This is a genomic window from Bradyrhizobium sp. JR3.5, assembly GCF_054057015.1.
Window position 1 is genome coordinate 564,334 of sequence record NZ_JBSRYV010000001.1, and the last position, 25,130, is coordinate 589,463.

Genomic DNA, 25,130 nt, shown 5'->3' on the forward strand with positions numbered 1-25,130 from the left:
GGCCCGGATGCGCGGAGGGTGGGGTGTCAGCAACCGAATCCTACGCCATCTCAGCGGCTTACGCCACGCTCGCCAGCCTCTCAACAAGCCGCTGATGAATAAGACGGGCTAGCCCGTCTTATTCATGATTGCCGGGCGGGGCAGCTGGAACATTTCCGGTCGGGGTGAAGGCGCGGGCGAACGCTTCGGCTTTTTCGCCGCTTTTCGACCCGACTTCGTGAACGCGTTGGAGGACGGCAGCGGGGTGACCGGGGGCTCATGCCCCGCGCGTCAGGGTGCTTGCGGGACCAGAGCGTTTGCCAAGCCGCGGAACAGGTCGGCGTCGGGGCACGCCGCAGCGAAGGCGAGACGGACGCGGGTGGCGGTCTCGATGACGCGGGCTGCGATCTTGAGAAGCCTGAGCCTGATCGTGTTGAACTCGGCCGTTGCCAGATCGCGCGGCTTTGGGATGGCATCGCGCACGGCGAGGATGAGCCAATAGGCGGCGGTGTGGAAGACGAGGCGGACCTGGTTGGCGAGCGCCGAGCGGCAACTGGTGCGATCGGAGGCGAGCTGGGTCTTGTGCAGCTTGATCAGGTTCTCGGCCTGTCCGCGAGCGCAATAGAGGCTGTCATAGATCCACTCAGCCGAGCCGATATCCAGGCTGGTGACGACGTAGCGGACGTCGAGCCCTTGTTGGGTTGCCTCGATGCGGGCGACGACGCGGCGCTCACGATGCCAGGAGCCGGCCGCGTGGCGGGTCTCGGTGTAGCCGCGAACCACGATCTTGTTCTCGATCGCACGTTCGGTTCGAAATGCATCACAGACCTCGTCGACCTTTCTGGCGAGCGGCTTCGTGCCGGCTAGCGCGAAGATGTAATCGACGCCGTTTTGCTCGCAAAAAGTCATCGCCTCGGGGCCGGCGTAATGGCTGTCGCCGCGGAAGGTGATACGCGTATCGGGCCAGCGCCGGCGAATGCGCCGAACCAGGCGGCGCAGGTGTGCCCGCACCTCGCGGCCGCTCGGCGTCTTGCCGGGGCGCAGGATGACCGCAACAGGCCGGCTGTGCTCGGTGTCGTAGACGTGGATCGGCAGGAAGCAGTGTTCATCATAATGGGCGTTGAACAGCGAGAGTTGCTGACGGCCATGCACCACGTCGACCGTGTCGTCGATGTCGAGCGTGATTGCGCTCGGCGCTCGCGCGTAGCTGTCCATCCATAGGTCAACCAGCACAGAGCTCAGCCGGATCACCTCGCGCAGGTGTGGTGCATTCTCCAGGCGCGATAGGGTCGGCTGCGAACACAGATCCCGGCCAGTGTCCGGCAGTCGGCCGCAAGCCAGCTTGAACGCCGGATCGCCGCGTAAACGATCGAGATCATTGCCATCCTCGTAGCCACACGCGATGGCGAAGATGCGGGCGCGGATCATATCCGCAAGGCTGTGCACGATGCGTCCCGGATCGCGCCGCTCGGGGAATACGCAGGACAACTTCGCGGCCAAGCCGAGGCGCCGGTCCGCCATGGCCAGAAGCATGACGCCGCCATCCGACGTCAGCTTGCCGCCGTCGAACGAGGCTGTGATCTTCTTGCGGGAAACGGCTGGAAATGAGAACGGCAGACTCGTATCGTCGGTCATGGCGAGTGTGGCGGCCCGGATGCGCGGAGGGTGGGTGTCAGCAACCGAATCCTACGCCATCTCAGCGGCTTACGCCACGCTCGCCAGCCTCTCAACAAGCCGCTGATGAATAAGACGGGCTAGTAGCCAATAAATCCAAGGCTTGCGGGGCGAAATCCTCAGGGACGCGAAAGGGTCTTTCGCCATTGGGTCGATTGCGCGATACACCCGTCCATTCGTGTTGGGGTCGCTATTGTCGCTGGTAGAGAAGTAGAGGACAGTCCAATCGTCCTTTCGATAAGCGAAGCGGCCGCGGCCCTCATCTCCAATCTCAATATCCTGGCAGTGAGCCGGCCCGAGAAGTCGTCCGTCCTCGGTCAGTTCAAGTTGCGACTGGCGAGGCGCTTCGGGGGTGTCGGCTATGGAGTTTGGAATTGTGAGCTGATAGCGCCAAGCGTTGCCACCATAATACTCGAACGGCCCGCGCAGGATGCTCGGATCCTCCGAGGGCGGAAGAGTGTCGAGATAGAGCCCGATCGGAACGTAAACAGCGAGCGACGCCGCGAGAATGTGCCACTTGTTGATCTTTATCAACGTGCCGATCAGGTCTTAAAGAGGAAGGTCCAAATTATCTCAACAAAGCCCCACGGACTGCTCTGCCTGAGGCGTTGGACCAGCCGCTCTGAAAGCTTCTTTTTGCGAATTTCTTCAGGGTGATTCATAGGACCGCTATCTAGCCCTCTATCCAAATTGAGAAACAAGCCAAGTCAGGTAGGCTGCTCCAACTGGTGGGAAAATCATCGCGGAGCTCTTCAACAGAACGCCAGTGCACGCCACTCCACTGCACGTCTCCCAATTGGTGAATAGAAATTGTCCTGCAGAGAAAAGTCCTATTCCAAACCAAATGGCTGCACGCCCCTCAGTCCCCATAGTGGCATCGGCAATAGCGTCGAAGGTTTTGCCGATGCCGTTGTCCAGCAACCACCAAAGCGGCCAGACGAAGACGCAGACGATCTGCCGCGCACCCAGGCGCCCTTCGTGCTTGCGGTAGAAGTGCCCGATCGTGATCAAAGTACCAAATCCATAAACCATAAAAAATGGCATCAGCGGCTTAAATGAAGCCATCGTCCCCCCGTTCCCAATACAATCATAGTAAAATGCGATTCTTGCTATAAAAAGCACTCTTTGCCTACCAATTACACATTGGCAAGCCCTAACTGGCGTCGGCAGGATTTCGTCTGTCCGAGCGTTCAGTGGATAGCAGGCGCGGCAGCGGTGCCATCTGCGGCCGTGGCGCCACCTGATGCTCCTCCTCGGTTGCTTCCTCGGATAGCTTGTGCCGGCTCCTGGCAACGAAGCCAATCAGCACCAGCACGAGGCCAACAGCCATCATGAGGGCCGGGACTACTTTTTCCCAATCGGAGAGCAGGGCACTCACTTGAACCTCCGCGACATTGCCGTATGCGTCCGGCTCTTGATCTTGATCCGGTGCAGCTATCGGCCGTCCCGAGAGAGCCCCTCTGAGCGCTTTGATGCCGGACCTTCAAAGCCGAACTCGCAAGCTGAAGTGGTCAGTACCGTCTCCGATGTTCTTCCGGCGAAGATGAGCGATATCATCTTTCAAGCCGGTCAATGGTGGGACATCGAAGGTTGGCAATCAACAAGTATATAGCACACGAAAGGGCTGATCTTATCCCTTAGCGAGCTTGAGGCGGCTGCTACCGTATTTTTACGGTGGGCGTGCGACTACTCGAAGAGAGTACGAGCACTTAGCGGCCCTTCCTGATTTCGCGTATCTCAGTCCTCATCCCGCGCAGGGCGTCGGGCTCTTCTTTGTGTCGGGCTACGGTTTCGTTGACCTTGTCTCGGTTCAGTCGATCTTCAGGTGAGAGCCGGGAGACCGGACGCCAAATCTCGACCAGGATCGTCAGATTGACTCCCCAGGCGCTTCTCGCCATCGGTCGAATGCGTCTTTGGTCATCGCATCAGCTCGAACAGTTCGAGGACATCCACAAGCCGCAGCTGAGCGCCTTTGAGCATATGCTCGAGGAGCAAGTGCCTCGTATCCGCGGCAATCTCGTCCCGTTTGATTGCGCCACGCGCGGCATGGAACAGTCGGATTTTGGCGGCAACTTTCCGGGCGGTCTCCGGCGGGATTTGGAGGAGTTTTCGGACGATTGCCATGCCCGGAAGATAGGTATTCAGGGACGGTTTTGCGAATGGTGCCGGGGTAAACCGCTAACTGTTGAAAAGGTGGGAGCTGCACATGCCACGGATTGCCCGAATGAGTCGGTCGAGTGTGGGCCGCGGTGCTGGTAAGATCGATATCTGGCTCGGTCTCGGATAGAGCCTTTTGAAGGATCATCCGCAGCTTGTGGAAATTGGCGACGCGAGTCTTGCTGTTATTGAGTCCGTTTATCGCGACTTGAGATTCGCCCATGAACATCACATTGCCGGTCGCACTAAGCGAAGCACTGACATCTCCGACCGATCGCATTACGTCGGGTGAAAGCGGGTCTTCCTCCAACGATGCATTCGACGGCAACTCTGCCATCGCTCGGACAAGGCGACGACGCAATTCTTGCAGAGGAATGGTCGACATTCCGGGCACTCGCAACAATCCCTCCGCTGATGTCCACAGCAATACACGACAACGAGCGGTTGCCGGGCTGGCAACGATAGTGCAAGCTACTAGTGTGGTGGACCAGAAGTTCGCGATATCGAATCTGGATTTGGCGGAGCGTTGTACCGGCAGAAGCGTTCGATGGATGCCAGGATGTCATCGGCGGACTTAGTCCAGCGGAACGGCTTGGGATCGGCGTTGTGCCGGTCGATGAAGGAAGCGATGTCTGCCCGGAGGGCGGCAACGCTTCGATAGATGCCGCGTCTGATCTTCTTGTCGGTCAGGAGTGCGAAGAAGCGCTCGACCTGGTTGAGCCATGACGAACTGGTCGGGGTCAGGTGCACGTGCCACCGGGGCCGCTTGGCGAGCCATCTTCGGATCAATGGCGTCTTGTGCGTGGCGTAATTGTCCATGACCAAATGGACGTCGAGGTCGCGCGGCACGGCAGCCTCGATCTCGTCGAGGAACTTGCGGAACTCGACAGCACGGTGGCGTCCGTAGCACTTGCCGATCACCCGTCCACTGACAATGTCGAGGGCGGCGAACAGCGATGTGGTGCCGTGCCTTGTGTAGTCATGGCTTCTTCGGGCCGGTTGGCCGGGACGCATCGGCAGCATCGGCTGACTGCGGTCCAGTGCCTGGATTTGGGATTTCTCATCCACACAGAGAACGATGGCGTGCTCCGGCGGCGAGACGTAAAGGCCCACGACGTCGCGCACTTTGGCCACGAAGTTTGGATCGGTCGAGAGCTTGAACGTCTCCAGCCGGTGCGGCTGGAGCCCGAAGGCCCGCCAGATGCGTTGCACCGTCGACACCGACAGGCCGCTGGCCTTCGCCATGCCGCGGGAACTCCAATGGGTGGCGTTCTCGGGGCAACTCTCCAACGTCCTTACGATCAGGGCTTCGATGCGGGCATCGTCAACCGTACGTGGCGCTCCGGAGCGGGGCTCGTCACGCAGCCCGTCCACGCGCCGCTCCACAAAGCGCCGCCGCCACTTGCCTACCGTTGACCGGCCCAAGCCCAGCTTGGCCGCCACTTCCTTGTTTTGACCGCCTTCCGCGCAGGTCAGCACGATCCGGGCTCTCAGAGCCAGCGCCTGCGCCGTCTTCCGCCGCGTCGTCAGCGCCTTCAGTTCGGCGCGCTCTTCATCACTCAATGTCAGGGAGGCAAGTTGCCGGACCGCCATCAGATCCTCCGTCACTGCTGCTGCCTCCCAGCCTTGGCACAGCGACGCGAACCTACTGCGAATCTACGATTGCGAACTTGTGACTCGGGACACTAGGGGTGGTGGATCCGGGGGCAAGCCGGAGCCGCCCCCGCGCAGGGAGCCATCTCGGTGGGCTTGGAGGGCCGGCGGAGCAACGCCGGCCTTCTGCTTTTCCACCGAGCGAATCCACCGTAGATCCGTGGCGCTCGCGTTAAGTGACCGATCTTCGATTCTGCACGATTCACTCACCGCTTGTGTGAAACCGGCCTGCTGACCGAGATTGGGCTTGCCGGACCTTGACGGCAAATCCGGGCGGGAATCTGATCCGCAGCCATGGCGTCCAAGCTCGACGGCTATTGACGCCTTGAGCGCATCTGCCGAAGCGAAGCGGACAGGGTGGTGCTACCCGAAAGCCGGGCCGCGCTGCTTATCATGGCGGACGTGCACCGCGCGGCGGCCGCAGCCATCGAGCCGCGCGATGCGTCTGCCAACACAATGCCCACACGGCGAATTTTTAGGTTGGTCGAATTTCAGTCTAAGCGATTGAATTTGTTTGGTGAGCGCGGAGTTAACTCGAAGCCTCGACCCCATGATCAAAAGTCATAGATCATGCGGCAGGTTCGCGGCTTGAACTCAACTGCATTCTCGGCACAATGACCGCTATCCGCCTCTCGCAGGTTCTGCCAAGCCGAACAAATAGATAGGGAAGAAACACGTGCGACAGATTGTGAAAGCCGCGGCTACCATCGCCACCCTGCTGCTGAGCACGCCGGCGTTCGCCAGCTGGGAGCCGAGCAAGCCGGTCGAGATTGTGGTTGCGGCCGGCGCCGGCGGCGCCTCCGACCAGATGGCGCGCATGATGCAGGCGGCAATCCAGAAGAACAATCTGATGAAGCAGCCGATGGTGGTCTCGCTGAAGGGCGGCGCGTCGGGTGCGGAAGCGCTGATGTACATGAAGTCCAGCGAGGGCGATCCCAACAAGGTGCTGATCGCCTATTCGCTGATCTACATGCTGCCGCTGTCGGCCAAGATTCCCTTCAATTGGCGCGACCTGACGCCGGTGTCGGTGATCGCGCTCGACCAATTCGTGTTGTGGGACAATGCGTCGGGCCCCAAGACCATCAAGGATTTCATCGCGGCCGCCAAGGCCGCGAGCGCGCCGTTCAAGATGGGCGGCACGGGCTCCAAGCGCGAAGACCACGTGCTGACCGTGTTCATGGAGCAGAAGACCGGCGCAAAATTCTCCTATCTGCCCTACAAGTCCGGCGGCGAGGCCGCGACCCAGCTGGTCGGCGGCCACACCGAGTCCAACGTCAACAATCCGAGCGAAAATCTCGAGGTCTGGCGCGCCGGACAGGTTCGCGCGCTCTGCGTGTTCGACAAGGAGCGCATCTCCTACAAGACCACGGTCACCGACACGCAATCCTGGAACGATATCCCGACCTGCAAGGAGGAGGGGCTGGACGTGCAGTATCTGATGCTGCGCGCGATGTTCCTGCCGGGCAAAGTCACGCAGGAGCAGCAGGCGTTCTATGTCGACCTGTTCCAGAAAGTGACGCAGACGCCCGAGTACAAGGACTATATGGAAAAGCAAGCGCTGAAGCCGATCTTTCTCACCGGCAAGGACATGGTCGAATTCCTCGAGGATGACGACAAGCTCAATGCCTCGCTAATGAACTCGGCGGGCTTCGTCGCGAAATAGCGGTCGGGGTTGTGAGGTCCGCCGTCATGCCGGGCGATGCGGAGCATCGAATCCGGAATCTCGAGATTTCGGGTTCGCCCTTCGGGCGCCCCAGAATGACAGGCCCGATCGATTCACTGCCCGTTCGGAATTGGCTTGCAAGCGGCAGCGGCGCAGCGATTATTGCGCCGCAGTATGGTCAAACGTCCGGCGAGCCCGATCGGGCTGGGTCACCCCTCCGTCGTCGTTGCGGGACCGTGAGGAGCGATCATGACCAAAGCCGTTCTCGGTATCATCGGCGGATCCGGCATCTACGATCTGCCGGGCCTGGCAAACGTCCGCGAGGAAGCGATCACGAGCCCTTGGGGCGAACCGTCCGCGCCACTGCGCCGCGGCGAGATGGCGGGATTGCCGATCGTGTTCCTGCCGCGACACGGCCAGGGACACGGGCTGTCGCCGTCCGACATCAACTATCGCGCCAATATCGACGTACTGAAGCGGGCCGGGGTCACCGACCTGGTCGCGCTGTCTGCGTGCGGCTCGTTCAAGGAAGAGCTGCCGCCCGGGACGTTTGTGCTGGTCGATCAGTTCGTCGACCGCACGTACAAGCGCGAGAGCTCGTTTTTCGGCAAGGGCTGCGTCGCGCATGTGTCGATGGCGCATCCGGTGTCGCCGCTGCTCGTCAAGCATCTCGCCGCCGCAGCCGAGGCCGAGCGCATCGCGTTCGCGCGCGGCGGCACCTATCTGTGCATGGAGGGGCCGCAATTCTCCTCGCTCGCCGAAAGCCTGACCTACAAGGCGCAGGGCTATTCGGTGATCGGCATGACCAACATGCCCGAGGCCAAGCTCGCCCGCGAGGCCGAGATCTGCTACACCAGCGTGGCGATGGTCACCGATTTCGACTGCTGGCATCCGGCGCATGATGCCGTGACGGTGCAGGATATCATCCGCGTGCTGAATTCGAACGCCGAGAAGGCAAAGGCGCTGGTCGCGCGTCTGGCGCGGGATTTCCCGCGCGCGCACGAGCCGTGTCCGATCGGTTCGGACCGCGCGCTGGACACCGCGCTGATCACCGCGCCTGCGGCGCGCGATCCTCAGTTGTTGGCGAAGCTCGATGCCGTGGCTGGAAGGATGTTGCGCGGATGAAGGTCGATGGACGGCATTTTCGCAGTATCTCGCTCGAGCCCGACGGCTGGTCCGTCGGCGCGATCGATCAGCGACGATTGCCGCATGAGTTCATCATTGCAAAAATCACGACGGCTGAGGAGGCCGGCGAAGCCATCAGCTCGATGCTGGTGCGCGGCGCGCCGCTGATCGGCGCCACCGCAGCCTATGGCATGGCGCTCGCGATACGTGCCGATTCCTCCGATGCGGCGCTCGACCGTGCAGGCAAGATGCTGGCTGCAACCCGGCCGACCGCGATCAATCTGAAATGGGCGATCGATGAGATGCAACGCGCGCTCGCGCCGCTCGCAGCTTCAGCCCGGGCGGAAGCCGCCTATGCCCGCGCCCGCGAGATCGCCGATGAGGATGTCGAGATCAACCGCGAGATCGGCCGCCACGGGCTCGACCTGATCGAAAAAATCGCCGCGACGAAGAAGCCGGGCGAGCCGGTGAACGTGCTGACGCATTGCAATGCCGGCTGGCTTGCAACCGTCGATTGGGGAACGGCGACATCACCGATCTACCAGGCGCATGATCGCGGCATTGCGGTCCATGTGTGGGTCGACGAGACGCGGCCGCGCAATCAGGGCGCTTCGCTCACCGCCTGGGAACTCGGTCACCACGGCGTGCCGCACACCGTGATTCCCGACAACACTGGCGGCCATCTGATGCAGCATCGCATGGTTGATCTCGCGATCGTCGGGACCGACCGCGTCGCCGCCAATGGCGACGTCTGCAACAAGATCGGGACCTATCTGAAAGCGCTCGCCGCGCACGACAACGACGTGCCGTTCTACGTTGCGCTGCCGTCGCCGACCATCGACTTTAGTATCGATGATGGGGTCAGGCAGATTCCGATCGAGCAGCGCGCGGCCGCCGAGGTGACGCACCTCACCGGGCGCACGGCGGACGGACGGATCGAGACCGTGCGCGTGGTTCCGGACGGCTCTTCGGTCGCTAATTTCGGCTTCGACGTCACACCGGCGAGGCTGGTGACAGGATTGATCACCGAGCGCGGCGTCCTCAGCGCGAATCGTGCTGCGCTTGCGAGCGCATTTCCCGAACGTTCCGGGCGTTAGCTGAAGGCTGCATTGACGGTGATTGGTTCAGCACGCTATCCCAATCGTTGCCCTCGCAACCCAGACCGTCCAGTCCATGTCCAATACCGAACTTGAGATCGTCGTCGACGATCCGACCGCGCCTGAAGAGAATTCGCCGGCCGTCGTCGGCACCGGCGCCGTCGATGTCATCGTCTCGCTGCTGCTGCTCGCGCTCGCATTGGTGCTCGGCTGGGATAATTGGCGCACCGGCGCATCGTGGGACTCGACCGGGCCGCAGCCGGGCTACTTTCCGTTCTATCTCTCGGTGATTCTCGGCGCCGCCAGCCTCTACGGCCTCGGCGCCGCCTTCGTCTCGCGCCGGGAAGCCGCCGAGACCTTTGTCACCCGCGCCCAGTTTCGCCGGGTGATGGCGGTGTTCGTGCCGACATTCCTGTTCTGCCTCGCCACCCAATATCTCGGCCTCTATGTCGCAAGCTTCCTCCTGATCGCGGGCTTCATGCGCCTCGTCGGCAAGATCGCGCTGTGGAAGTCGCTGCTCACCGCCTTCGTCTTCACCGCCGCCATGTTCGTGACCTTCGACATCGCATTCGACGTCATCATGCCGAAGGGGCCGCTCGAAGCGGCCTTCGGCTACTGAGCTAACCGACAGGATTTCGAGAACATGGAAGCCTTCGGTCTCCTGCTGCACGGCTTTGCCGTCCTGCTGACGTGGAAGACGCTGCTGTTGATGATGGTCGGCCTCGTGCTCGGCATCTTCGTCGGCGTGCTGCCTGGGCTTGGCGGCCCCAACGGCGTCGCGATCCTGCTGCCTTTGACCTTCACGATGGATCCGACATCCGCCATCGTGATGCTGTCCTGCATCTATTGGGGCGCGCTGTTCGGCGGCGCCATCACCTCGATTCTGTTTAACATCCCCGGCGAAGCCTGGTCGGTCGCGACCACGTTCGACGGCTATCCGATGGCGCAGCAGGGCAGGGCGGCCGAAGCGCTGACCGCCGCGTTCACGTCGTCCTTCATCGGCTCGCTGGTCGCGGTGCTGCTGATCACCTTCCTCGCGCCGATGATCTCGTCGTTCGCACTGAAGTTCGGCCCGCCGGAATTCTTCGCCGTCTATCTGCTGACCTTCTGCTCGTTCGTCGGCCTCGGCCGCGAGGCCAAGCACAAGACCGTGATCTCGATGTCGCTCGGGCTGCTGCTCGCCGGCGTCGGCATGGATACGGTGTCCGGGCAGCTGCGCATGACGTTCGGCTCCGCCGAGTTGCTGCGCGGCATCAACTTCCTTGTCGCGGTCATCGGCCTGTTCGGCATCAGCGAAATCCTGCTCACGATGGAGGAGCGCCTGGCCCTACGCGGGCACGCCGCCAGTATCAGCCTGCGCGTCGTGCTCTCGGTGTGGAAGGATCTACCGAAATACTGGGTGACGCTGTTGCGTTCGTCCGTGATCGGCTGCTGGCTCGGGATCACGCCGGGCGGTGCGATCGCGGCCTCCTTCATGGGCTACAACCTTGCGAAGCGTTTCGCCAAGGATCCGGAAAGTTTTGGCAAGGGCCGTATCGAGGGTGTGTTCGCGCCGGAGACCGCCGCCCACGCCTCGGGCACCGCAGCCTTGTTGCCGATGCTCGCGCTCGGCATTCCCGGTTCGGGGACCGCGGCGATCCTGCTCGGCGGCCTGATGGTGTGGGGCCTCAACCCCGGGCCGCTGCTGTTCGTCGAGCACAAGGATTTCGTCTGGGGCCTGATTGCCTCGATGTATCTCGGCAACGTCATAGGCCTGGTGCTGGTGCTGACCACCGTGCCGATCTTCGCCTCGATCCTGCGCGTGCCGTTCGCGGCCGTAGCCCCGATGATCGTGGTGTCCTGCGCGATCGGCGCCTATGCGATCCAGAATGCGATGTTCGATATCTGGCTGATGCTGGGCTTCGGCGTCGTCGGCTACGTCTTCAAGAAGATCGGAATCCCGCTCGCGCCATTCACCCTCGCATTGGTGCTCGGCAGCCGTGCCGAGGACGCTTTCCGTCTCTCGATGATCGGTTCCGGCGGCGACATGAAGGTGTTCTGGTCCAACGGCCTGGTCGGCACCATCACGACCCTGGCGATCGTGCTGCTGTTCTGGCCGGTGATCGATCGGGCTTTTGCCGGCGTCGCGCGTCTGGTGCGGCCGGCAAAGGCGTGAGGCGTCAGACGACCTTGCGCTGCCGCAGCTCGGCGATCTCGTCCTGGCCGAAGCCGAACTCGGCCAGCACTTCCTCGGTTTGCTCGCCGAATTCCGGCGGGCGCGCCGCCATCTTGCTCGGAGTCCGCGACAGCGTCACGGGCTGGCTGACCAGCTGGATGTGCCGGTTCTCGTCATTGGGGACGTGCTGGGCCATGCCGAGATGCTTGACCTGGGCATCCTCGAACATCTGGTCGATCGAATAGATCGGCCCGCACGGTACACCGGCGGCGTTCAGCTCCTGCACCCAGGTCTCGGTCGACTTTGTCTCGGTCAGCGCGTTGATTCGCGCATTCAGCGCGTCGCGGTTCTTCGAGCGCGCCGGTGCGGTCGCGTAGTCGGGGTCGGTGACTAGCTCTGGTGCGCCGATCGCCTGTGCGCAGCGCTCCCAGATCCGCCCGCCTGTCGTGGCGATGTTGATATAGCCATCGGTGGTCTTGAACACGCCGGTCGGGATCGAGGTCGGATGGTTGTTGCCGGCCTGCTTGGCGACTTCCTTTTCCATCAGCCAGCGCGCCGCCTGGAAATCGAGCATAAAGATCTGCGCCTGGAGCAGCGAGGTCTGCACCCATTGGCCTTCGCCGGACACGTCGCGTTCCAAGAGCGCGGTGAGGATGCCGATTGCGCAGAACAGCCCAGCGGTGAGGTCGGCCACGGGAATGCCGACCCGCATCGGGCCGCCGCCGGGCGCGCCGGTCACCGACATCAGGCCGCCCATGCCCTGCGCGATCTGATCGAAGCCCGGGCGCTTGTGATAGGGGCCGTCCTGGCCAAACCCGGAGATGCTGCCGTAGACGATCCGCGGATTGACCTTGCGCACGCTCTCATAGTCGATGCCGAGCTTGGCCTTCACGTCGGGCCGAAAGTTCTCGACGATGACGTCGGCCTGTTCCGAGAGGCGCTTGAACACCTCGAGCCCCTTGGGATCCTTCAGGTTCAGCGTCATGGCGCGCTTGTTGCGATGCAGGTTCTGGAAGTCGGATCCGCCGCGCGGGCCGCCCGGCTGCTCGCCGCCGCCATCTTCCAGCAGCGCGTCGATCTTGATGACGTTGGCACCCCAATCGGCGAGCTGGCGCACGCATGTCGGCCCCGACCGGACCCGGGTCAAATCCAGCACGGTGAACCGGGACAGGGCTTGGGATGCGCGGGAGAAGGGCATTGAGACACCTCTTGTTTGGCGGGCCGCTCTGGGGCTACTGCCTATCTGCCATAGACAATTTGACAGGTCTTTCCAACTGTTACCCGGACAACAAACCGGGCTGGAAACAAACGGGCATGGTTCCGTTCAGATCGGCCTCCGCCTCGGCGGTCTTTCAGGCTTCCCAACACCTGCTTGCAGGCCCCGCCATCCACCAACCCTCGACAATCACTGCGCCGGCTGCTAGCCCGTCGCCATCCGAATGAGTTTTGCCCTTATGGAAGAGGCACTTGAGGCGCATCAAGGCGATGGACGGAAAACGGGCATGGCGGTGAAAAAGGGTCCGTCCCATCTGCTCGGCAACTCGGCATGGAATGCGACGGCGTTCGCGGTCGCGGTTCTGCTCAACCTTGCGATCCTGCCATTCGTGATCTTCCGGCTCGGCCTCGCCACCTTCGGGGTTGCGGGCCTAGTGACTGCCTGCGTCGCGCCTGCGCTGATGTTCAGCAATGCGCTTGGCCTCTCGACGGCGCGCGAACTCGCGCAACGGCTGGAACCGTCCGATCGCGGCGAGGCGCGGCGTTTCTTCGCGACCGCCCTTGCGCTCGCCGTCACCGGGGGCAGCCTGATCGCGGCCTTGCTCGTCCTTGCCGGACCGCCGCTCGCGCGATTGGGATTTCACCTGGGTGGTCCGGCGTCCGACGACCTCGGGCTGGCCTTTGCGTTGGCCGGCGTCGGCTGGCTGTTCCAGTGCCTGTTCGCGGTCTTCCTCTCGCTGTTCACGGCGCGCCAGGATTATCGGCGGATCGCGTCGATCAGCATCACGGGCACGGTGGTGACGACGATGTCGATGCTGCTGTTGATCCCGTACGCGCCGCGTGCCTCGACCTTCCTCGGTTGTCAGGCATTGGGCTTCACAACGAACCTCGTGATGGCCTTCGCCTGGTCGCGACATGCCATCAGCGACTGGCTGGCACGGCCCGCGCTCGATCGCAGTGCGCTGCGCGCACTCGTGAAGCTTGGCGGCTGGCAGGTCGCGGCGCAAAGCGGCGCGCTATTTGCCGGGCAGGCAGACCGCTATTTGCTCGGGGCGCTGCTGCAGCCGCAATTCGTCGGCTTCTACAGCGTCGCGCAGCGGCTGGAGGAGGCGGTCTATATCGGCGTGTTGAAGATCGGCGAGATCTTGTTCCCGTTCTTCAGCACGCTGCAGAAGGAAGATGACGACCGCAAGGTCGACCTGCTGCTTCGCTCCTCCTGGATTCTCAACGTGCTTGCCGCGAGCGCGCTTGGCGGCCTGATCCCGGTTGCGGGGGCGCTGCTGTATCGATGGACCGGCGCCGAGGTCGCCGCCGAGGCGCAGCTGGTGCTGGTGGTGCTTGCGATCAGTGGGATATTGGGGTCGAGCGCCAACGTGTTCGCATTCTATCTGCTGTCGCAGGGACGCTCCGGTTTCAACGCGTTGATCTCGCTTGTCACCGGCATCTTCACACTGGCGACCAGCGCCATTGCGCTGCCATATTTCGGCTGGCAGGCCGCCGGCTGGAGCTCCTGCGTGGGGATGGTTGCCCAGATGGTCGTCACGGTGCTGTTGCTGCGACGAACCTTCAGGCTCTCGGCCATGTGGTCACGGATGCTGCATTTCGTCTTGATTCCGCTCGGCACCGGCATCGCCGTTGCGCTGGTGCTGCGCGCGCAGCTTGGCCATGTGTCGTTCGACCACGCGCCGTCATGGTGGTATGTGGTGTCGCTCTACGGCGTGTCGGCGGCGGCGATCTTTGTCGCCGCCGTCGCCGTGTCGCAGCTTGGTCCCTATCGCGCCGTCTGCTGGCGCGATCTCCGCGTCATCATTGCTCGCTTCTTGCCGTTGAAGGCCGCCTAGACATGTGTGGTATCGCAGGCATCGTCAATCTGCGCGGCGCCCCCGTGGACCCGGCCGACATCTCGCGGCTCACCAGCCTGATCGCGCATCGCGGTCCGTTCGGCGAGGGCACCTGGTTCAACGCGAAGCGGAACGTCGCCTTCGGCCATCGCCGGCTCGCCATCATCGATCCCGGCGAGGGTGGTTATCAGCCGATGGTGTCGGGCGATGGGCGCCACGTGATCGTCTATAACGGCGAGATCTACAATTTTCTCGAATTGCGCCGCGAACTCGAGGCGAAGGGCACGGTCTTTCGCAGCCAGTCCGACACCGAGGTGATCCTGGCCGCCTGGCAGGCGTGGGGCGAAGACATGCTGCTGCGCTTCAACGGCATGTGGGCGCTGGCGATCTACGATACGACGACGGACGAGCTGTTCCTTGCCCGCGATCGCTTCGGCGTCAAGCCGCTGCTGTACGCGCTGTCGTCCGAGCGGTTCGTTTTCGCATCCGAGCAGCGGGCGCTGGCGCGGAGCCGGCTGCTCGAGACGTCACTCGACATCGACGTGGCGCGGCGGCTGTTGCTTGACCCGTTCGGGATCGAAGGCAGCGAGCGGACCCTGTTCGCGCAACTCCGTCGTCTGCAGGGCGGCCACTGCATGTGGTTGCGCCAGGGGCGGGTGCAGGTGCGCCGCTGGTGGCGGACCGTGGATCATCTGCCCGCGATCCCTGATACTGAATCCGAACGCGTCGCGCGCTTTCGCGACCTGTTTCAGGATTCCGTCGCCCTGCGCATGCGCAGCGACGTTCCGATCGGCACCTGCCTGTCCGGTGGCTTCGATTCGTCTGCGGTGATCTGTGCGATGGCCGCTCATGAGAAAGCCGGCATGGGACCGCGCGACAGCACGGCCTGGCGACACGCCTTTGTCGCGACCTTTCCCGGCGCCAGCAATGACGAGCGGCCGATGGCGGAGGAGGCGGCCGCGTGGGCCGACGTGGCGCCGAGCTTTCTCGAGATCGGGCGCTCCGATGCGCTCACCGACCTTGATCGGATCCTTGACGACAACGACGACGTCTATATCGGCCTGCCGAGCGCGCCGTGGCTGATCTATCGCGAACTCCGGCGCCTTAACGTCACCGTCTCGCTTGACGGCCACGGAGCGGACGAATTGATGGGCGCCTACCTGCAAGAGGGGCAGTCGACCGCGTTCCGGATCCGGAACGCTGCCGCCGCGCTCACGTCACGATCGCAACTCGCGCAACGCGGCATCGACTTTCTGCGGGCGCAGATGATCAGGCGTCAGGGGCACTATTTCCTGCGGGGCGGGCCGACGGCGATTCCTGCCGCGCTGCCGCTGGTCGCCGAGGATGACGAATTGCCGAACGCGTGGGGCGCGCTGAACCGGCGTCTCTATCGCATGTTCCACTCGACCACGCTGCCGACCATTCTGCGCAATTTCGACCGGCTCTCGATGGCGCACGGGATCGAGGTGCGCATGCCGTTCATGGACTGGCGGCTGGTGACCTACACGATGGCGCTGCCGGAAACGAGCAAGTCGGCCGATGGGATGACCAAGGTGGTCGCGCGGCAGGCGATGGCGAACCTGATGCCCGAAAGCATCCGCACCGCGCGCCGCAAGGTCGGCTTCAACTCGCCGATGCCGGAATGGCTGAACGGGCCGTTGGCGGGCTGGACCAATGAGCTGCTCAATCGCAATGTCCCGGCGTTTGCCGAGTTCGTCGACGAAGCCCCGCTTCGAAAGACGGTCGGCCACTTGACGGCATCGCAGAGCTGGGATTGGGAATCCGTCGGCCGGATCTGGCCATACCTGAACATGAAATGGATGTTGGCAAGGTCCGTATAACCAATGCGTCTGTTCCAGAATAGCGGTCTCTATCCGTCTTATCTGCCGCGGCTGAACCAGCTTGCGGCAAAAGCGTCAACCTTCGCGGCACGTCGCGACGTGTTCCTGCACGATCGCTTCGGCGCGGCGCATTTTCTCGAGCCCGTGCTCGACGGTGCGCCTGAAGCCTTCTTCACCAATGGCGACGACGAGGTGCTGCAGCGCCAGTGGGCGCGCGAGCAGGGCATGAAGGGGACGCCGACGCTCGAAGCCATTCTGCTCGCGCAGATCGAGCATCACCGAACCGACGTGTTCTACAATCTCGATCCGGTGCGTTATCCGAGTGCGTTCGTCGCCAAGCTTCCCGGCTGCGTGAAGAAAACATTGTGCTGGCGCGCGGCGCCTTCCGGTAATGCCGACCTGACTGCCTACGGCGCGGTGCTTGGAAACTTCCCCTCGATCCTCGAGGCCTGGCGTAGCAAGGGCTGCCGGGCGGAGCTGTTCTTCCCCGCGATCGATCCTGTCATGGAGCAGTACGGCCATGGCGAACGGCCGATCGATGTGGCGTTTGTCGGTGGATATTCGCGGCATCACAGCGCGCGGGGCAGAACGCTCGAACAGGTTGCGGCACTGGCCGCTGAACGCAAGATCGTGTTCTGCCTCGACGCGTCGCGGCTGACACGGCTTGCCGAAAGCGCGGTCGGTCGGTTGCTGCCGCTGCAAAAGCACCGCAGGCCCGACGTCATCGCGCGAATCGCGCGATGGCCGCTGTTTGGCAGGGACCTCTACGAACTGTTCGGATCAGCGAAGATCGTGCTCAACGGCGCAATCGACATGGCCGGCAACGACCGTGGCAACATGCGTTGCTTCGAGGCGATGGGCTGCGGCTCGCTGCTCGTGTCGGATTCCGGCAACTATCCGGAGGCGATGCAGGAGGGTGTCACGATGCGCACCTACGACACTCCCGAAAGGGCCGTCGAGGCGATTTCAGGCAGCCTGCAGGATTGGCCGCAATGGGCCGGGATCGCCGCATCCGGCAGGAGGCGCGTGCAGGAGATCTACAGCAAGGCCTCGCAATGGGCACAGTTTAACGATCTCGTCGCGCGGATCGAGCCGTGCTAGAGGGTGCACAGAGCCGGACCAGCGGGGCGGGCGAACGGGCCGAGATGATGTCTGCAAGTGACTTGATCCATCAGCTGAAATGGGAACCGACGGACTTGCTTCGCCGAATTGTCCGGATTGCGGGCGAGGCGATGGGAGGGCATGATCAAGTCTGTTCGACCCACACAGCGCAGCCGGCTCGATGAGAGGGCAAGTGAGACATATGCCATCGCCTGGATGTGAGTTGAGCAGATGAACCTCGACTATTATCTGCAGCGACTCGTGAGGCGGGCAACGTGCCGCCTTGGAGCGGATACGAAATTGATGCGGACAGCGCGCATTCGCAACACGCGTGGCGACAGCGATCGAATTGTCATCGGCGATAATAGCGTCATCCGCGGGGAGTTGATGACCTTCGCGCATGGTGGAGAGATCAAAATCGGCGAGTGGTGCTACATCGGAGAGGGAACCCGGATCTGGTCGGCTGCCTCGATCGAGATCGGCAACCGAGTCCTGATCTCGCATTCGGCGAATGGTCTTCGACAATCTCACGCATCCATTGCGGGCGGTGGAACGGCATCGTCAGGTCCAGCAGATCTTCACGCGCGGGCATCCGAAAGATGTCTCGCTTGACGAGGGCCCGGTCAGAATTTGCGATGACGCCTGGATCGGTGCGGGTGCGATGGTGTTGCGCGGCGTGACAATCGGGCGTGGCGCGATCGTCGCGGCCGGCGCGGTCGTGACGAAGGATGTCGCGGCGTATTCGATCGTGGCGGGCAATCCGGCGGTCCTGGTGAGGGAGCTTGGCCCCGATGAACGGTGAGCGCAAGTTTACCACCTGGGAGGATGCGGTGGTCTGGCTGCGCAATCAGCCCGACCAGCGCCAGCTTGTGCTCGACGCATTCTACGACGATCCCCTGGCCGGCGCTGCCGAACGCTATTTCCAGAGCACTGAGTGGCAGGCGGTCGCCTCGCTGCTGACCCGGCGCTCCGGAACCGCGCTCGACGTCGGGGCCGGGCGCGGCATTGCGAGCTACGCGCTCGCCCGAAGCGGCTTTGCCGTGACGGCGCTCGAGCCGGATCCCAGCGCGATCGTGGGAGCGGCGGCGATCCGAGGTCTGGCGCAACAGACGCAACTGCCGATCCAGGTGGTCGAAGAGTTTTCCGAGCGGCTGCGGTTCGCCGATGCGACATTCGATCTCGTCTTCGCCCGTGCTGTTCTGCACCATACGCGTGATCTCGAGGGGGCGTGCTGTGAGATGTTTCGCGTGCTGCGGCCCGGTGGCATGCTGATCGCAGCGCGCGAGCATGTCATCAGCAAGGAGGCGGATCTTCCGCAGTTCCTCGCGCAGCATCCGTTGCACCACCTTTACGGAGGCGAACATGCCTTCCTGCTCGATCGCTACACCGGCGCGCTGACCAAAGCAGGGTTTTCCGCGATCGATACGCTGGCGCCGCTGCGGAGCCCGATCAACCTGTTTCCCTATACGCTGGAGACCTTGAAGGCCGCGATCATGATGAAGTTGACGCAAAAGATTCCGGTGGCGCCGTTGTGGCGAACTGCGCTTGCGTCACGCCAGGTCTTTGGCGCGCTGCTGTCGATTGCCGAACGTTTCGACAATCGACCGGGCCGACTCTACTCCTTTATCTGCCACAAGGCCTGAGCGATGATCGTCTGGGTCACAGGCGCGAACGGGTTCATCGGCCGCCATCTCGTGCATGAGCTGGCGGGGGCGGACCATGCGGTGCATGGCGTCGGACACGGGACGCTCGACGCAACGCAAGCCCGGCGGGTCGGCCTGCAGAGCTGGGTCAACGGCGAAATCGATGCTGCCAATCTCAACACGCTTGCGGCTGCGCACGGGCTTCCGGCGCGGATATTTCACCTGGCCGGCGGATCGTCCGTCGGCGTCTCGATCGAACGGCCGTTCGAAGATTTTTCGCGGACCGTCGCGAGCACCGCGCGGCTGCTCGAATGGCTGCGCGGATCCGCGCCGAATTGCGCAGTGATCGCCGCGTCGAGTGCTGCCGTTTATGGCGCCGACCACCTCGGCCCTATCGCTGAGAGTGCCATCGCAACTCCGATGTCGCCCTACGGGCAGCACAAGTTCATGATGGAGCAGTTGTGCCGCAGCTACGCGCAGTCGTTTGGCGTCCACTGCACCGTGGTGCGGCTGTTTTCGGTCTATGGACCCAATCTGCGCAAACAGCTGCTCTGGGACATCTGCTCGCGGCTGGCGGCCAGGGAGCCGGTGCTCACCCTTGGCGGGACGGGCAACGAGATCCGCGACTGGACCGACGTTCGCGATGTTGCGAGGCTGCTTGCGGCGGTCGCGGAAACGCCGTCGCAGGAGACCTTCCGGATCATCAATGGCGGGTCGGGCCGCGGGACGAGTGTCGCCGACATCGCAACTGGCCTGATCCGGCAATGGGGCAGCAACACCGTCGTGCGGCACTCGGGAGTAAGCCGGGCCGGCGATCCCGTGAGCCTGCTGGCCGACGAGACAAGGCTACGCCGGATAGGGTTCGATTGGCGCATTCCGCTTGACCGTGGCCTTTGCGACTACGTGACCTGGTTCAAGGGGCAGGCTTCGTGATGCCGCGTCCGTTGCGGATCGCGTTCAGTCACATTTCGCGGCGGCTTTGGGCCGGCGGTTACAATTATCAGCGCAATCTGTTCGCAGCGCTGGCGAGGTTCCTGCCCGGCGAACTCATTCCGGTGGTCTTTGCCGGGAAGAACGCCGATGAGAATGAAATCGCCGAGCTTGCCGCAACACCCGATGTCGAGATCGTCCGATCGGAAGCATTCGATGGACAGCCAGGTCTGGCTGCCGCGCTCGTGCTTGGTCTGGATCGCGGAGCGGCGGCAGCGTTTCGCTCCGCGCGGATCGATGTTGTTGTCGAAGCAGCACGCTTCTTCGGCTGGAGGCTGCCTATCCCCGCGGTTGCGTGGATTCCGGATCTGCAACACCGTTCGCTGCCTCAGTTGTTTCCAGCGACGGCACGCTGGCGCCGCGAGATTGGTTTTCGGGTTCAGATCGCGTCCGGACGGACCATCATGCTGAGCAGCGAGAGCGCATTGCGCGATTTTAAGGCCTGCTATCCGCGTGCCGGAAATCGGGTCGACGTCGTTCGCTTCGCGACCCAGCCGCCACAAGCGTTCTTGAATACGGACCCGTCGGAGGTGATCGCGACTTATCAACTGCCGGCGAACTATTTCTATTTGCCCAACCAGTTCTATCGCCACAAGAACCATCAACTGGTCGTCGATGCTTTGACGATCCTGAAAGCGCGTGGGGTTGATGTCGTTGTCTGTGCGTCCGGCAGCACCGAAGATCGGCGCGAGCCGGGGTACTATGATCTGGTCAATTCCGAGCTCCAAGAACGAGGCCTGGAAGCGCACTTCCGTCACCTCGGCACTATCCCGCTGCCGCATGTCTACGCGCTGCTGCGGACTTCGACCGCGCTGCTGAACCCATCGCGCTTCGAGGGATGGAGCACGACCGTCGAGGAGGCGAAATCGTTCGGCGTTCCGATGGTCCTGTCCGATATCGACGTGCACCGCGAGCAGACCTCGGGCGCCGCCCGCTATTTCGGTGTCGATGACCCGGTCGCGCTGGCGGATCATCTGATGCAGGTTTCTGAGATCAATAGCCCTCCGACGGTACGAAACATTGTCCCGCACCAGCATGACAATGTCCGCGCGTTCGCACGAAGCTTTTCGGACGCGATCCGGCAAGCCGCCGCGAGTTGAAGGGCAGCGTCCGGGGCGGCAAGGCGTGATCCCACGCTACCCCTTAAGAGAGCACCGGGATCGTCGAGCCAGGCGCCACGCCGCTGAATCTCGGCAATTCAGCAAGATAGTCTGTTCTTCATCGCTTGATATTTGAGTTGCGCTCGACGCAATTCCTGCGGCCTGCAAACCTTCCACAATCTTCCAGGCGCGCTGGCAGAGTCACCCAGCGCTCCGTCGTCTGGTTAGCGAATGTGGTTGTTGGGTTTCAGATTGCACCAGTGTTTCTGCAGGTTTCTGGCGGGGCAAATCTGCATGGTGAATAGCTCAATTGAGCTATTCACGCTCTCATCGCTTGAAAATAATCTGTCGAAGCACACCAATTTTCTTGCGTCCATGCAAGTGCAGTATGGAGGTTGACAGAGGCCCTCAACGAAGAGCGTCGCGCGGATGAGCTGGCTGAGTATCCTGCCGAGGCTCAGAAGGCCGACTCTGCTGCGGACCGTCGTCGCAATCTTGCTGCTGACCATCTCTGCGTCGCAGCTTCTGCCTAGGCAATCGCGAGGCAGGCAAGTTGGTGTACCCGGATACGACTATGTGAGCGGGCGCACAGTCGGCGAGGTTCCGGACGCCGAACTGATGAGACGGCCTTCGGAGACTGACGATATCGCCTACGCGAACCGGATCGCGCTTGTAGTGCACTACACCAGCTAAAACTGTGAACCGGGCGACTTTTCGCTGACGCCAATTGAGCGTTTCTTTCCGCAGCTCTTGCTCAGTTGACACTGATCGACGCGCAGCTGACTTTGGAGCGAAGGCCTTCTTCAGAAGCGCACGCTGATATGCGGCTTCTGTGGTCAGCGCGAAGTGATCACTTCCGAAATTCTTCGCAAAAATGGAATCGGAGCGTGGGCGTTCGGTGTCGGTGGCCATGTGCTAGTAAAGTTTGCCGCCGGTGGCCACGACTACCTGGTATCCAGACTACGGGATTTCGGCTTACAGGTACGACGTGTGGCGCGGCATCTTGCGAGCGGAGATTGCCGCCAAATATACCAAAGCAGGCTGGGCGAACGCCGACCAGATCTACGGCTACTAATCGAGCCGATCCGACAACGACGACTATTTGAATCCCGAGTACGTTCTGCACATTGAGAACATGCAGGACGTCGTTTTCCACTATGCCAATGCGATTCGCGATGGGATTGATCTTGCTGGCTCTGGGTGTTGCCTTCGGTGTCCGGTCAAAGGCCCCTTGATCCGCTTCTTGGGCACCCGGGTTCTGACCGCTCGCGAATATCTTCTTCCAGATGCAAAACGTGCGAGTTGGGAGGACCGAGAGGTTCAGTGATCGAACCTGGACAGGAATAGTCGGCTCAACAGACTTGGACGATGAGGAGCTCGGAGCGATACGAAGGGATCCTTAGCGTCTGGATCAATGACTCGGTAGGCGCGCCCGTTTGTATTCGGGTCGGTGTTGTCGCTCGCCGAAAAAATCAAGGACGATTGCCAATGGGAGTAGCGTCCGTTTCCTTTCTCGGCGATGTCCACGTGCGTCGTATGAGCTGGTCCGAGAGCGTGACGGTCTTCCGTCACTTCGAGTCGAGATCGGCTGGGTGCCTCATTGCTGTCCGAGACGGTGCCCGGGATAAGCGTCAGATATTGCCAGGCGTTGCCGCCAAAATGCCTGAATGGCGGGCGGATGAGTCCCGGGTCCGGGTCACGCCAAGGCGGAAGTGTATCGAGGTAGAGCGCGAGCGGAATGTATAAGATCGCTCCAAAGATGGTCGCGAGAACGAGCCTCCGCTGAAATCGCTTCGACATGTCGTGTCCAGTTTGCAGATCAGGATGCGGAGTAGGTCAGGGTTACATGCGGGTTGGCTCGCGGCGAATGCGATCGCTAACCAACATTGAACGCTTGATGGTCATGCGAGGCGCTCCTCAAGCCTTCCCTCGGCGGCGACGGACGTTCGCACTCTGCGAGCAAAGACTGAGCGGGCGTCAGATACCATAGCAGGAAAAGAACGGCGGCGCCGTGCGAAAGCAAGGTTGTCGTGAACGGCACATTCAAGAGGATCTGGGGAAGGATCGCACCCGATACAAGGATGAAGCGGGGAGGAAGGCCCGAGGATAACCGATTGACGAGAGCGACTACAAGTCCGCATGCCAAAACCGGGATCGGCGCCAGGAGAGGGCCTACCGAAGCGATCCCTTCGGAGGCGAAAAGCGAGGCGTTGAAATTACCGAGCCGGTAGGCCTGCTGCATGACTACCCCTAACTGAACCGAATAGGGGCACGAGACGAGAGTTTTGACAAATGTAATCTGGCAGAAGGACGTGAGAGGGTGACTGAAGAAGAAATCGTTGTAGATATCCATTGCATTTGAAGGCGTAGCAATCATCCGAAGATTGATGATATCGAGATAGCGCATGTCGCTGATGCCGAGGATGACGTACAAGACGACGCCGATAGACAGTGGCACGAATAGCGAGAGCACAACTGCAGTCCGGCAATCGAGCAGGCGCGTCAGTACAGCCATGGCAAGAAGCCACGTTGGCGTGAAGAACGCGATCTTGTTGAGGGTGATTGGGTAGACGAGCAGCAATAGAACAAGCGTCAGTCCGGCTCGCCAGTAGTTCCGCCGCTCCAAAAAGCAAGCAAAGATGAAGGGCAACAGTGCGTTCGAAACGACTCCAATGCAGTAGACGAGCGGCGAGGGCATGCTGATCTTGTCGCGGAAGTCGTACATCTCCCCGAGCGAGACCATCTTGAAGCTATAGCTTGCGGCTATTAGGATCGTGGCCCGCGCCAACTGCCAAGATAATTGTCAGCGCGCGGTCGAAGGTTGCTTCGCCAATCGTGAACGTTCGTCGGATCGGAGATGTCACGAGGAGCGATGGCACCATGAATGCTATCATCGATGCGACGGCAGAGGCTCCGCTGAGCCAGTGGTTGTACTCGAAGCGGGAGAAGCAATTCAGCCAGAGGTATCCAAGGATCATCGTGTAGAAATAGAAGCTGAGAAAATAGCCAAAGCTGAATGGAACGAGGAGGAACAGGGAGGAGAGAGCGGCGAACGCGGCGATCGTTGCGATCGCGCCGTTGAGCAGTTCGGGATCATAAAAGATGTGGAAGTTGCCGTAGCTGCGGCTGAGGTAGGCGAGCGAGACGCAGCAGGCGACGACATGGAGACTGATCAATACGCCCAAGCTCACGCGCGTTGAAGTCTTGCCCGCTATCGCGATCTCGTTCGTATTCATGCTGCCAGTCCTATTGCAGGTCATGCGCGGCCGGTGGGTGTGGCTGGCGGCCTGCGGATTCGAAGATTCGAGAACTTAACCTGCTCGGGGTCAAGAGTAAGCGTCTGATCTTTCAACGAAGAAACAATTGGCATGATGACTTTCGTCATCTTTCGCAAGGCGCGGATGCCGAGCATGGCGAGCATGATGCAGCGTGTCTTGAGCTAGGTTGCCGTCTCCGCGCGACTGGACCGGTTCAGCGAACAGCGCTGCGGTTCCGCGCCAGCGCCGTGCTTGCTTCGTTCGCCTGGGCTCTCCCGGTCATCACAGATATGGCTGGTCCCGGGACCGAGGCCGCCCAAGATTTCGGGTGAGCCCGAGTGACTTCCATGAGCGGAACTCTCTGGTCGCTGCTTAACGATTGCGTTGTCCTGTAAACACCAGGAAGCAGGTTGACAAGTCGCCAATTGTGAAACGAGCGGCAGGGAGCCCAGATCCAGCCAGGTCTCCGCTTGCGGAGTTTTTGTGGGCCAGATCCATGGAGGCGTTCACGAGATTTCTCGGGCAACTGCCGCATTCATAGGTGGGCCGCTGGCGCGGGAGCCCGGAGATTGATGGTGGTATCAAGCCCAGGCACGATACATCGGTCATGGCCTGTGAGGGACATTGCTTTGACGCCAG

23 protein-coding genes are annotated in these 25,130 nt (G+C 62.0%); 14 read left to right on the forward strand and 9 right to left on the reverse strand.

Annotated features, from left to right (window positions below; translation table 11 throughout):
- Nucleotides 1–270 precede the first annotated feature (270 nt).
- From ACVWW1_RS02790 to ACVWW1_RS02805, 4 genes are all read right to left on the reverse strand, one after another.
- Entirely contained in the window at nucleotides 271–1,614 is a 1,344-nt protein-coding gene (locus ACVWW1_RS02790) for an IS1380 family transposase (RefSeq protein ID WP_176528776.1), read from the reverse strand.
- A gap of 69 nt (nucleotides 1,615–1,683) precedes the next feature.
- A complete protein-coding gene (locus ACVWW1_RS02795) occupies nucleotides 1,684–2,187 on the reverse strand; it encodes a hypothetical protein (protein ID WP_456654768.1) in 504 nt (167 codons plus the stop codon).
- Nucleotides 2,188–2,334: 147 nt separating this feature from the next.
- The gene (locus tag ACVWW1_RS02800) at nucleotides 2,335–2,718 is read right to left on the reverse strand and encodes a hypothetical protein (RefSeq protein WP_456654769.1); all 384 of its coding nucleotides are present in this window, start codon (nucleotides 2,716–2,718) and stop codon (nucleotides 2,335–2,337) included.
- A gap of 88 nt (nucleotides 2,719–2,806) precedes the next feature.
- The gene (locus ACVWW1_RS02805) at nucleotides 2,807–3,031 is read right to left on the reverse strand and encodes a hypothetical protein (protein ID WP_456654770.1); all 225 of its coding nucleotides are present in this window, start codon (nucleotides 3,029–3,031) and stop codon (nucleotides 2,807–2,809) included.
- 494 nt (nucleotides 3,032–3,525) lie between these two features.
- On the opposite strand from ACVWW1_RS02805, the gene ACVWW1_RS02810 reads away from it, so the two are divergent.
- Nucleotides 3,526–3,912 carry a hypothetical protein gene (locus ACVWW1_RS02810; protein ID WP_456654771.1) on the forward strand — a complete coding sequence of 129 codons (387 nt, stop codon included), beginning with the start codon at nucleotides 3,526–3,528 and terminating at the stop codon, nucleotides 3,910–3,912.
- A gap of 372 nt (nucleotides 3,913–4,284) precedes the next feature.
- Here the strand turns inward: ACVWW1_RS02810 and ACVWW1_RS02815 are convergent, their stop codons facing one another.
- Nucleotides 4,285–5,403, reverse strand: coding sequence for an IS630 family transposase (locus ACVWW1_RS02815; RefSeq protein ID WP_456656606.1), 1,119 nt, complete (start codon nucleotides 5,401–5,403; stop codon nucleotides 4,285–4,287).
- A 748-nt stretch (nucleotides 5,404–6,151) separates the two neighbouring features.
- Here ACVWW1_RS02815 and ACVWW1_RS02820 point away from each other — a divergent pair.
- From ACVWW1_RS02820 to ACVWW1_RS02840, 5 genes are all read left to right on the forward strand, one after another.
- On the forward strand, nucleotides 6,152–7,126 hold the full coding sequence (locus tag ACVWW1_RS02820) for a Bug family tripartite tricarboxylate transporter substrate binding protein (protein ID WP_456656607.1): 975 nt from the start codon (nucleotides 6,152–6,154) through the stop codon (nucleotides 7,124–7,126).
- Nucleotides 7,127–7,375: 249 nt separating this feature from the next.
- The gene (locus ACVWW1_RS02825; protein ID WP_456654772.1) at nucleotides 7,376–8,251 is read left to right on the forward strand and encodes an S-methyl-5'-thioadenosine phosphorylase; all 876 of its coding nucleotides are present in this window, start codon (nucleotides 7,376–7,378) and stop codon (nucleotides 8,249–8,251) included.
- A complete protein-coding gene (gene mtnA / locus ACVWW1_RS02830) occupies nucleotides 8,248–9,348 on the forward strand; it encodes an S-methyl-5-thioribose-1-phosphate isomerase (RefSeq protein WP_456654773.1) in 1,101 nt (366 codons plus the stop codon). The genes ACVWW1_RS02825 and mtnA overlap by 4 nt, the downstream gene beginning before the upstream one ends.
- 76 nt (nucleotides 9,349–9,424) lie before the next feature.
- The gene (locus tag ACVWW1_RS02835; protein WP_456654774.1) at nucleotides 9,425–9,967 is read left to right on the forward strand and encodes a tripartite tricarboxylate transporter TctB family protein; all 543 of its coding nucleotides are present in this window, start codon (nucleotides 9,425–9,427) and stop codon (nucleotides 9,965–9,967) included.
- A 24-nt stretch (nucleotides 9,968–9,991) separates the two neighbouring features.
- On the forward strand, nucleotides 9,992–11,503 hold the full coding sequence (locus ACVWW1_RS02840) for a tripartite tricarboxylate transporter permease (RefSeq protein ID WP_456654775.1): 1,512 nt from the start codon (nucleotides 9,992–9,994) through the stop codon (nucleotides 11,501–11,503).
- Between the two features lie 4 nt (nucleotides 11,504–11,507).
- On the opposite strand, the gene ACVWW1_RS02845 is transcribed toward ACVWW1_RS02840, so the two are convergent.
- Nucleotides 11,508–12,701 carry a CaiB/BaiF CoA transferase family protein gene (locus ACVWW1_RS02845; protein WP_456654776.1) on the reverse strand — a complete coding sequence of 398 codons (1,194 nt, stop codon included), beginning with the start codon at nucleotides 12,699–12,701 and terminating at the stop codon, nucleotides 11,508–11,510.
- A 304-nt stretch (nucleotides 12,702–13,005) separates the two neighbouring features.
- On the opposite strand from ACVWW1_RS02845, the gene ACVWW1_RS02850 reads away from it, so the two are divergent.
- From ACVWW1_RS02850 to ACVWW1_RS02885, 8 genes are all read left to right on the forward strand, one after another.
- Entirely contained in the window at nucleotides 13,006–14,559 is a 1,554-nt protein-coding gene (locus tag ACVWW1_RS02850) for a lipopolysaccharide biosynthesis protein (RefSeq protein ID WP_456654777.1), read from the forward strand.
- 2 nt (nucleotides 14,560–14,561) lie between these two features.
- Nucleotides 14,562–16,400 (forward strand): asparagine synthase (glutamine-hydrolyzing), encoded by a 1,839-nt coding sequence (asnB, locus tag ACVWW1_RS02855; protein WP_456654778.1) that lies wholly within the window; start codon nucleotides 14,562–14,564, stop codon nucleotides 16,398–16,400.
- A gap of 3 nt (nucleotides 16,401–16,403) precedes the next feature.
- Nucleotides 16,404–17,501: a glycosyltransferase family protein gene (locus ACVWW1_RS02860; protein ID WP_456654779.1), complete on the forward strand. Its 1,098-nt coding sequence runs from the start codon at nucleotides 16,404–16,406 to the stop codon at nucleotides 17,499–17,501.
- A 231-nt stretch (nucleotides 17,502–17,732) separates the two neighbouring features.
- Entirely contained in the window at nucleotides 17,733–18,113 is a 381-nt protein-coding gene (locus ACVWW1_RS02865; RefSeq protein WP_456654780.1) for an acyltransferase, read from the forward strand.
- A 49-nt stretch (nucleotides 18,114–18,162) separates the two neighbouring features.
- On the forward strand, nucleotides 18,163–18,303 hold the full coding sequence (locus ACVWW1_RS02870) for a hypothetical protein (RefSeq protein ID WP_456654781.1): 141 nt from the start codon (nucleotides 18,163–18,165) through the stop codon (nucleotides 18,301–18,303).
- Nucleotides 18,293–19,144, forward strand: a complete 852-nt coding sequence (locus ACVWW1_RS02875) for a class I SAM-dependent methyltransferase (protein ID WP_456654782.1) — start codon at nucleotides 18,293–18,295, stop codon at nucleotides 19,142–19,144. Before ACVWW1_RS02870 ends, ACVWW1_RS02875 begins: the two co-directional genes overlap by 11 nt.
- 3 nt (nucleotides 19,145–19,147) lie before the next feature.
- A complete protein-coding gene (locus tag ACVWW1_RS02880) occupies nucleotides 19,148–20,077 on the forward strand; it encodes an NAD-dependent epimerase/dehydratase family protein (RefSeq protein WP_456654783.1) in 930 nt (309 codons plus the stop codon).
- A 122-nt stretch (nucleotides 20,078–20,199) separates the two neighbouring features.
- Nucleotides 20,200–21,234, forward strand: a complete 1,035-nt coding sequence (locus ACVWW1_RS02885; RefSeq protein ID WP_456654784.1) for a glycosyltransferase family 4 protein — start codon at nucleotides 20,200–20,202, stop codon at nucleotides 21,232–21,234.
- A gap of 1,876 nt (nucleotides 21,235–23,110) precedes the next feature.
- On the opposite strand, the gene ACVWW1_RS02890 is transcribed toward ACVWW1_RS02885, so the two are convergent.
- The 3 genes from ACVWW1_RS02890 to ACVWW1_RS02900 are packed head-to-tail and all read right to left on the reverse strand — an operon-like array spanning nucleotide 23,111 to nucleotide 24,655.
- Entirely contained in the window at nucleotides 23,111–23,977 is an 867-nt protein-coding gene (locus ACVWW1_RS02890; RefSeq protein WP_456654785.1) for a hypothetical protein, read from the reverse strand.
- Between the two features lie 7 nt (nucleotides 23,978–23,984).
- On the reverse strand, nucleotides 23,985–24,470 hold the full coding sequence (locus ACVWW1_RS02895) for a hypothetical protein (RefSeq protein WP_456654786.1): 486 nt from the start codon (nucleotides 24,468–24,470) through the stop codon (nucleotides 23,985–23,987).
- Between the two features lie 20 nt (nucleotides 24,471–24,490).
- A complete protein-coding gene (locus tag ACVWW1_RS02900) occupies nucleotides 24,491–24,655 on the reverse strand; it encodes a hypothetical protein (protein ID WP_456654787.1) in 165 nt (54 codons plus the stop codon).
- Between the last annotated feature and the right edge of the window lie 475 nt (nucleotides 24,656–25,130).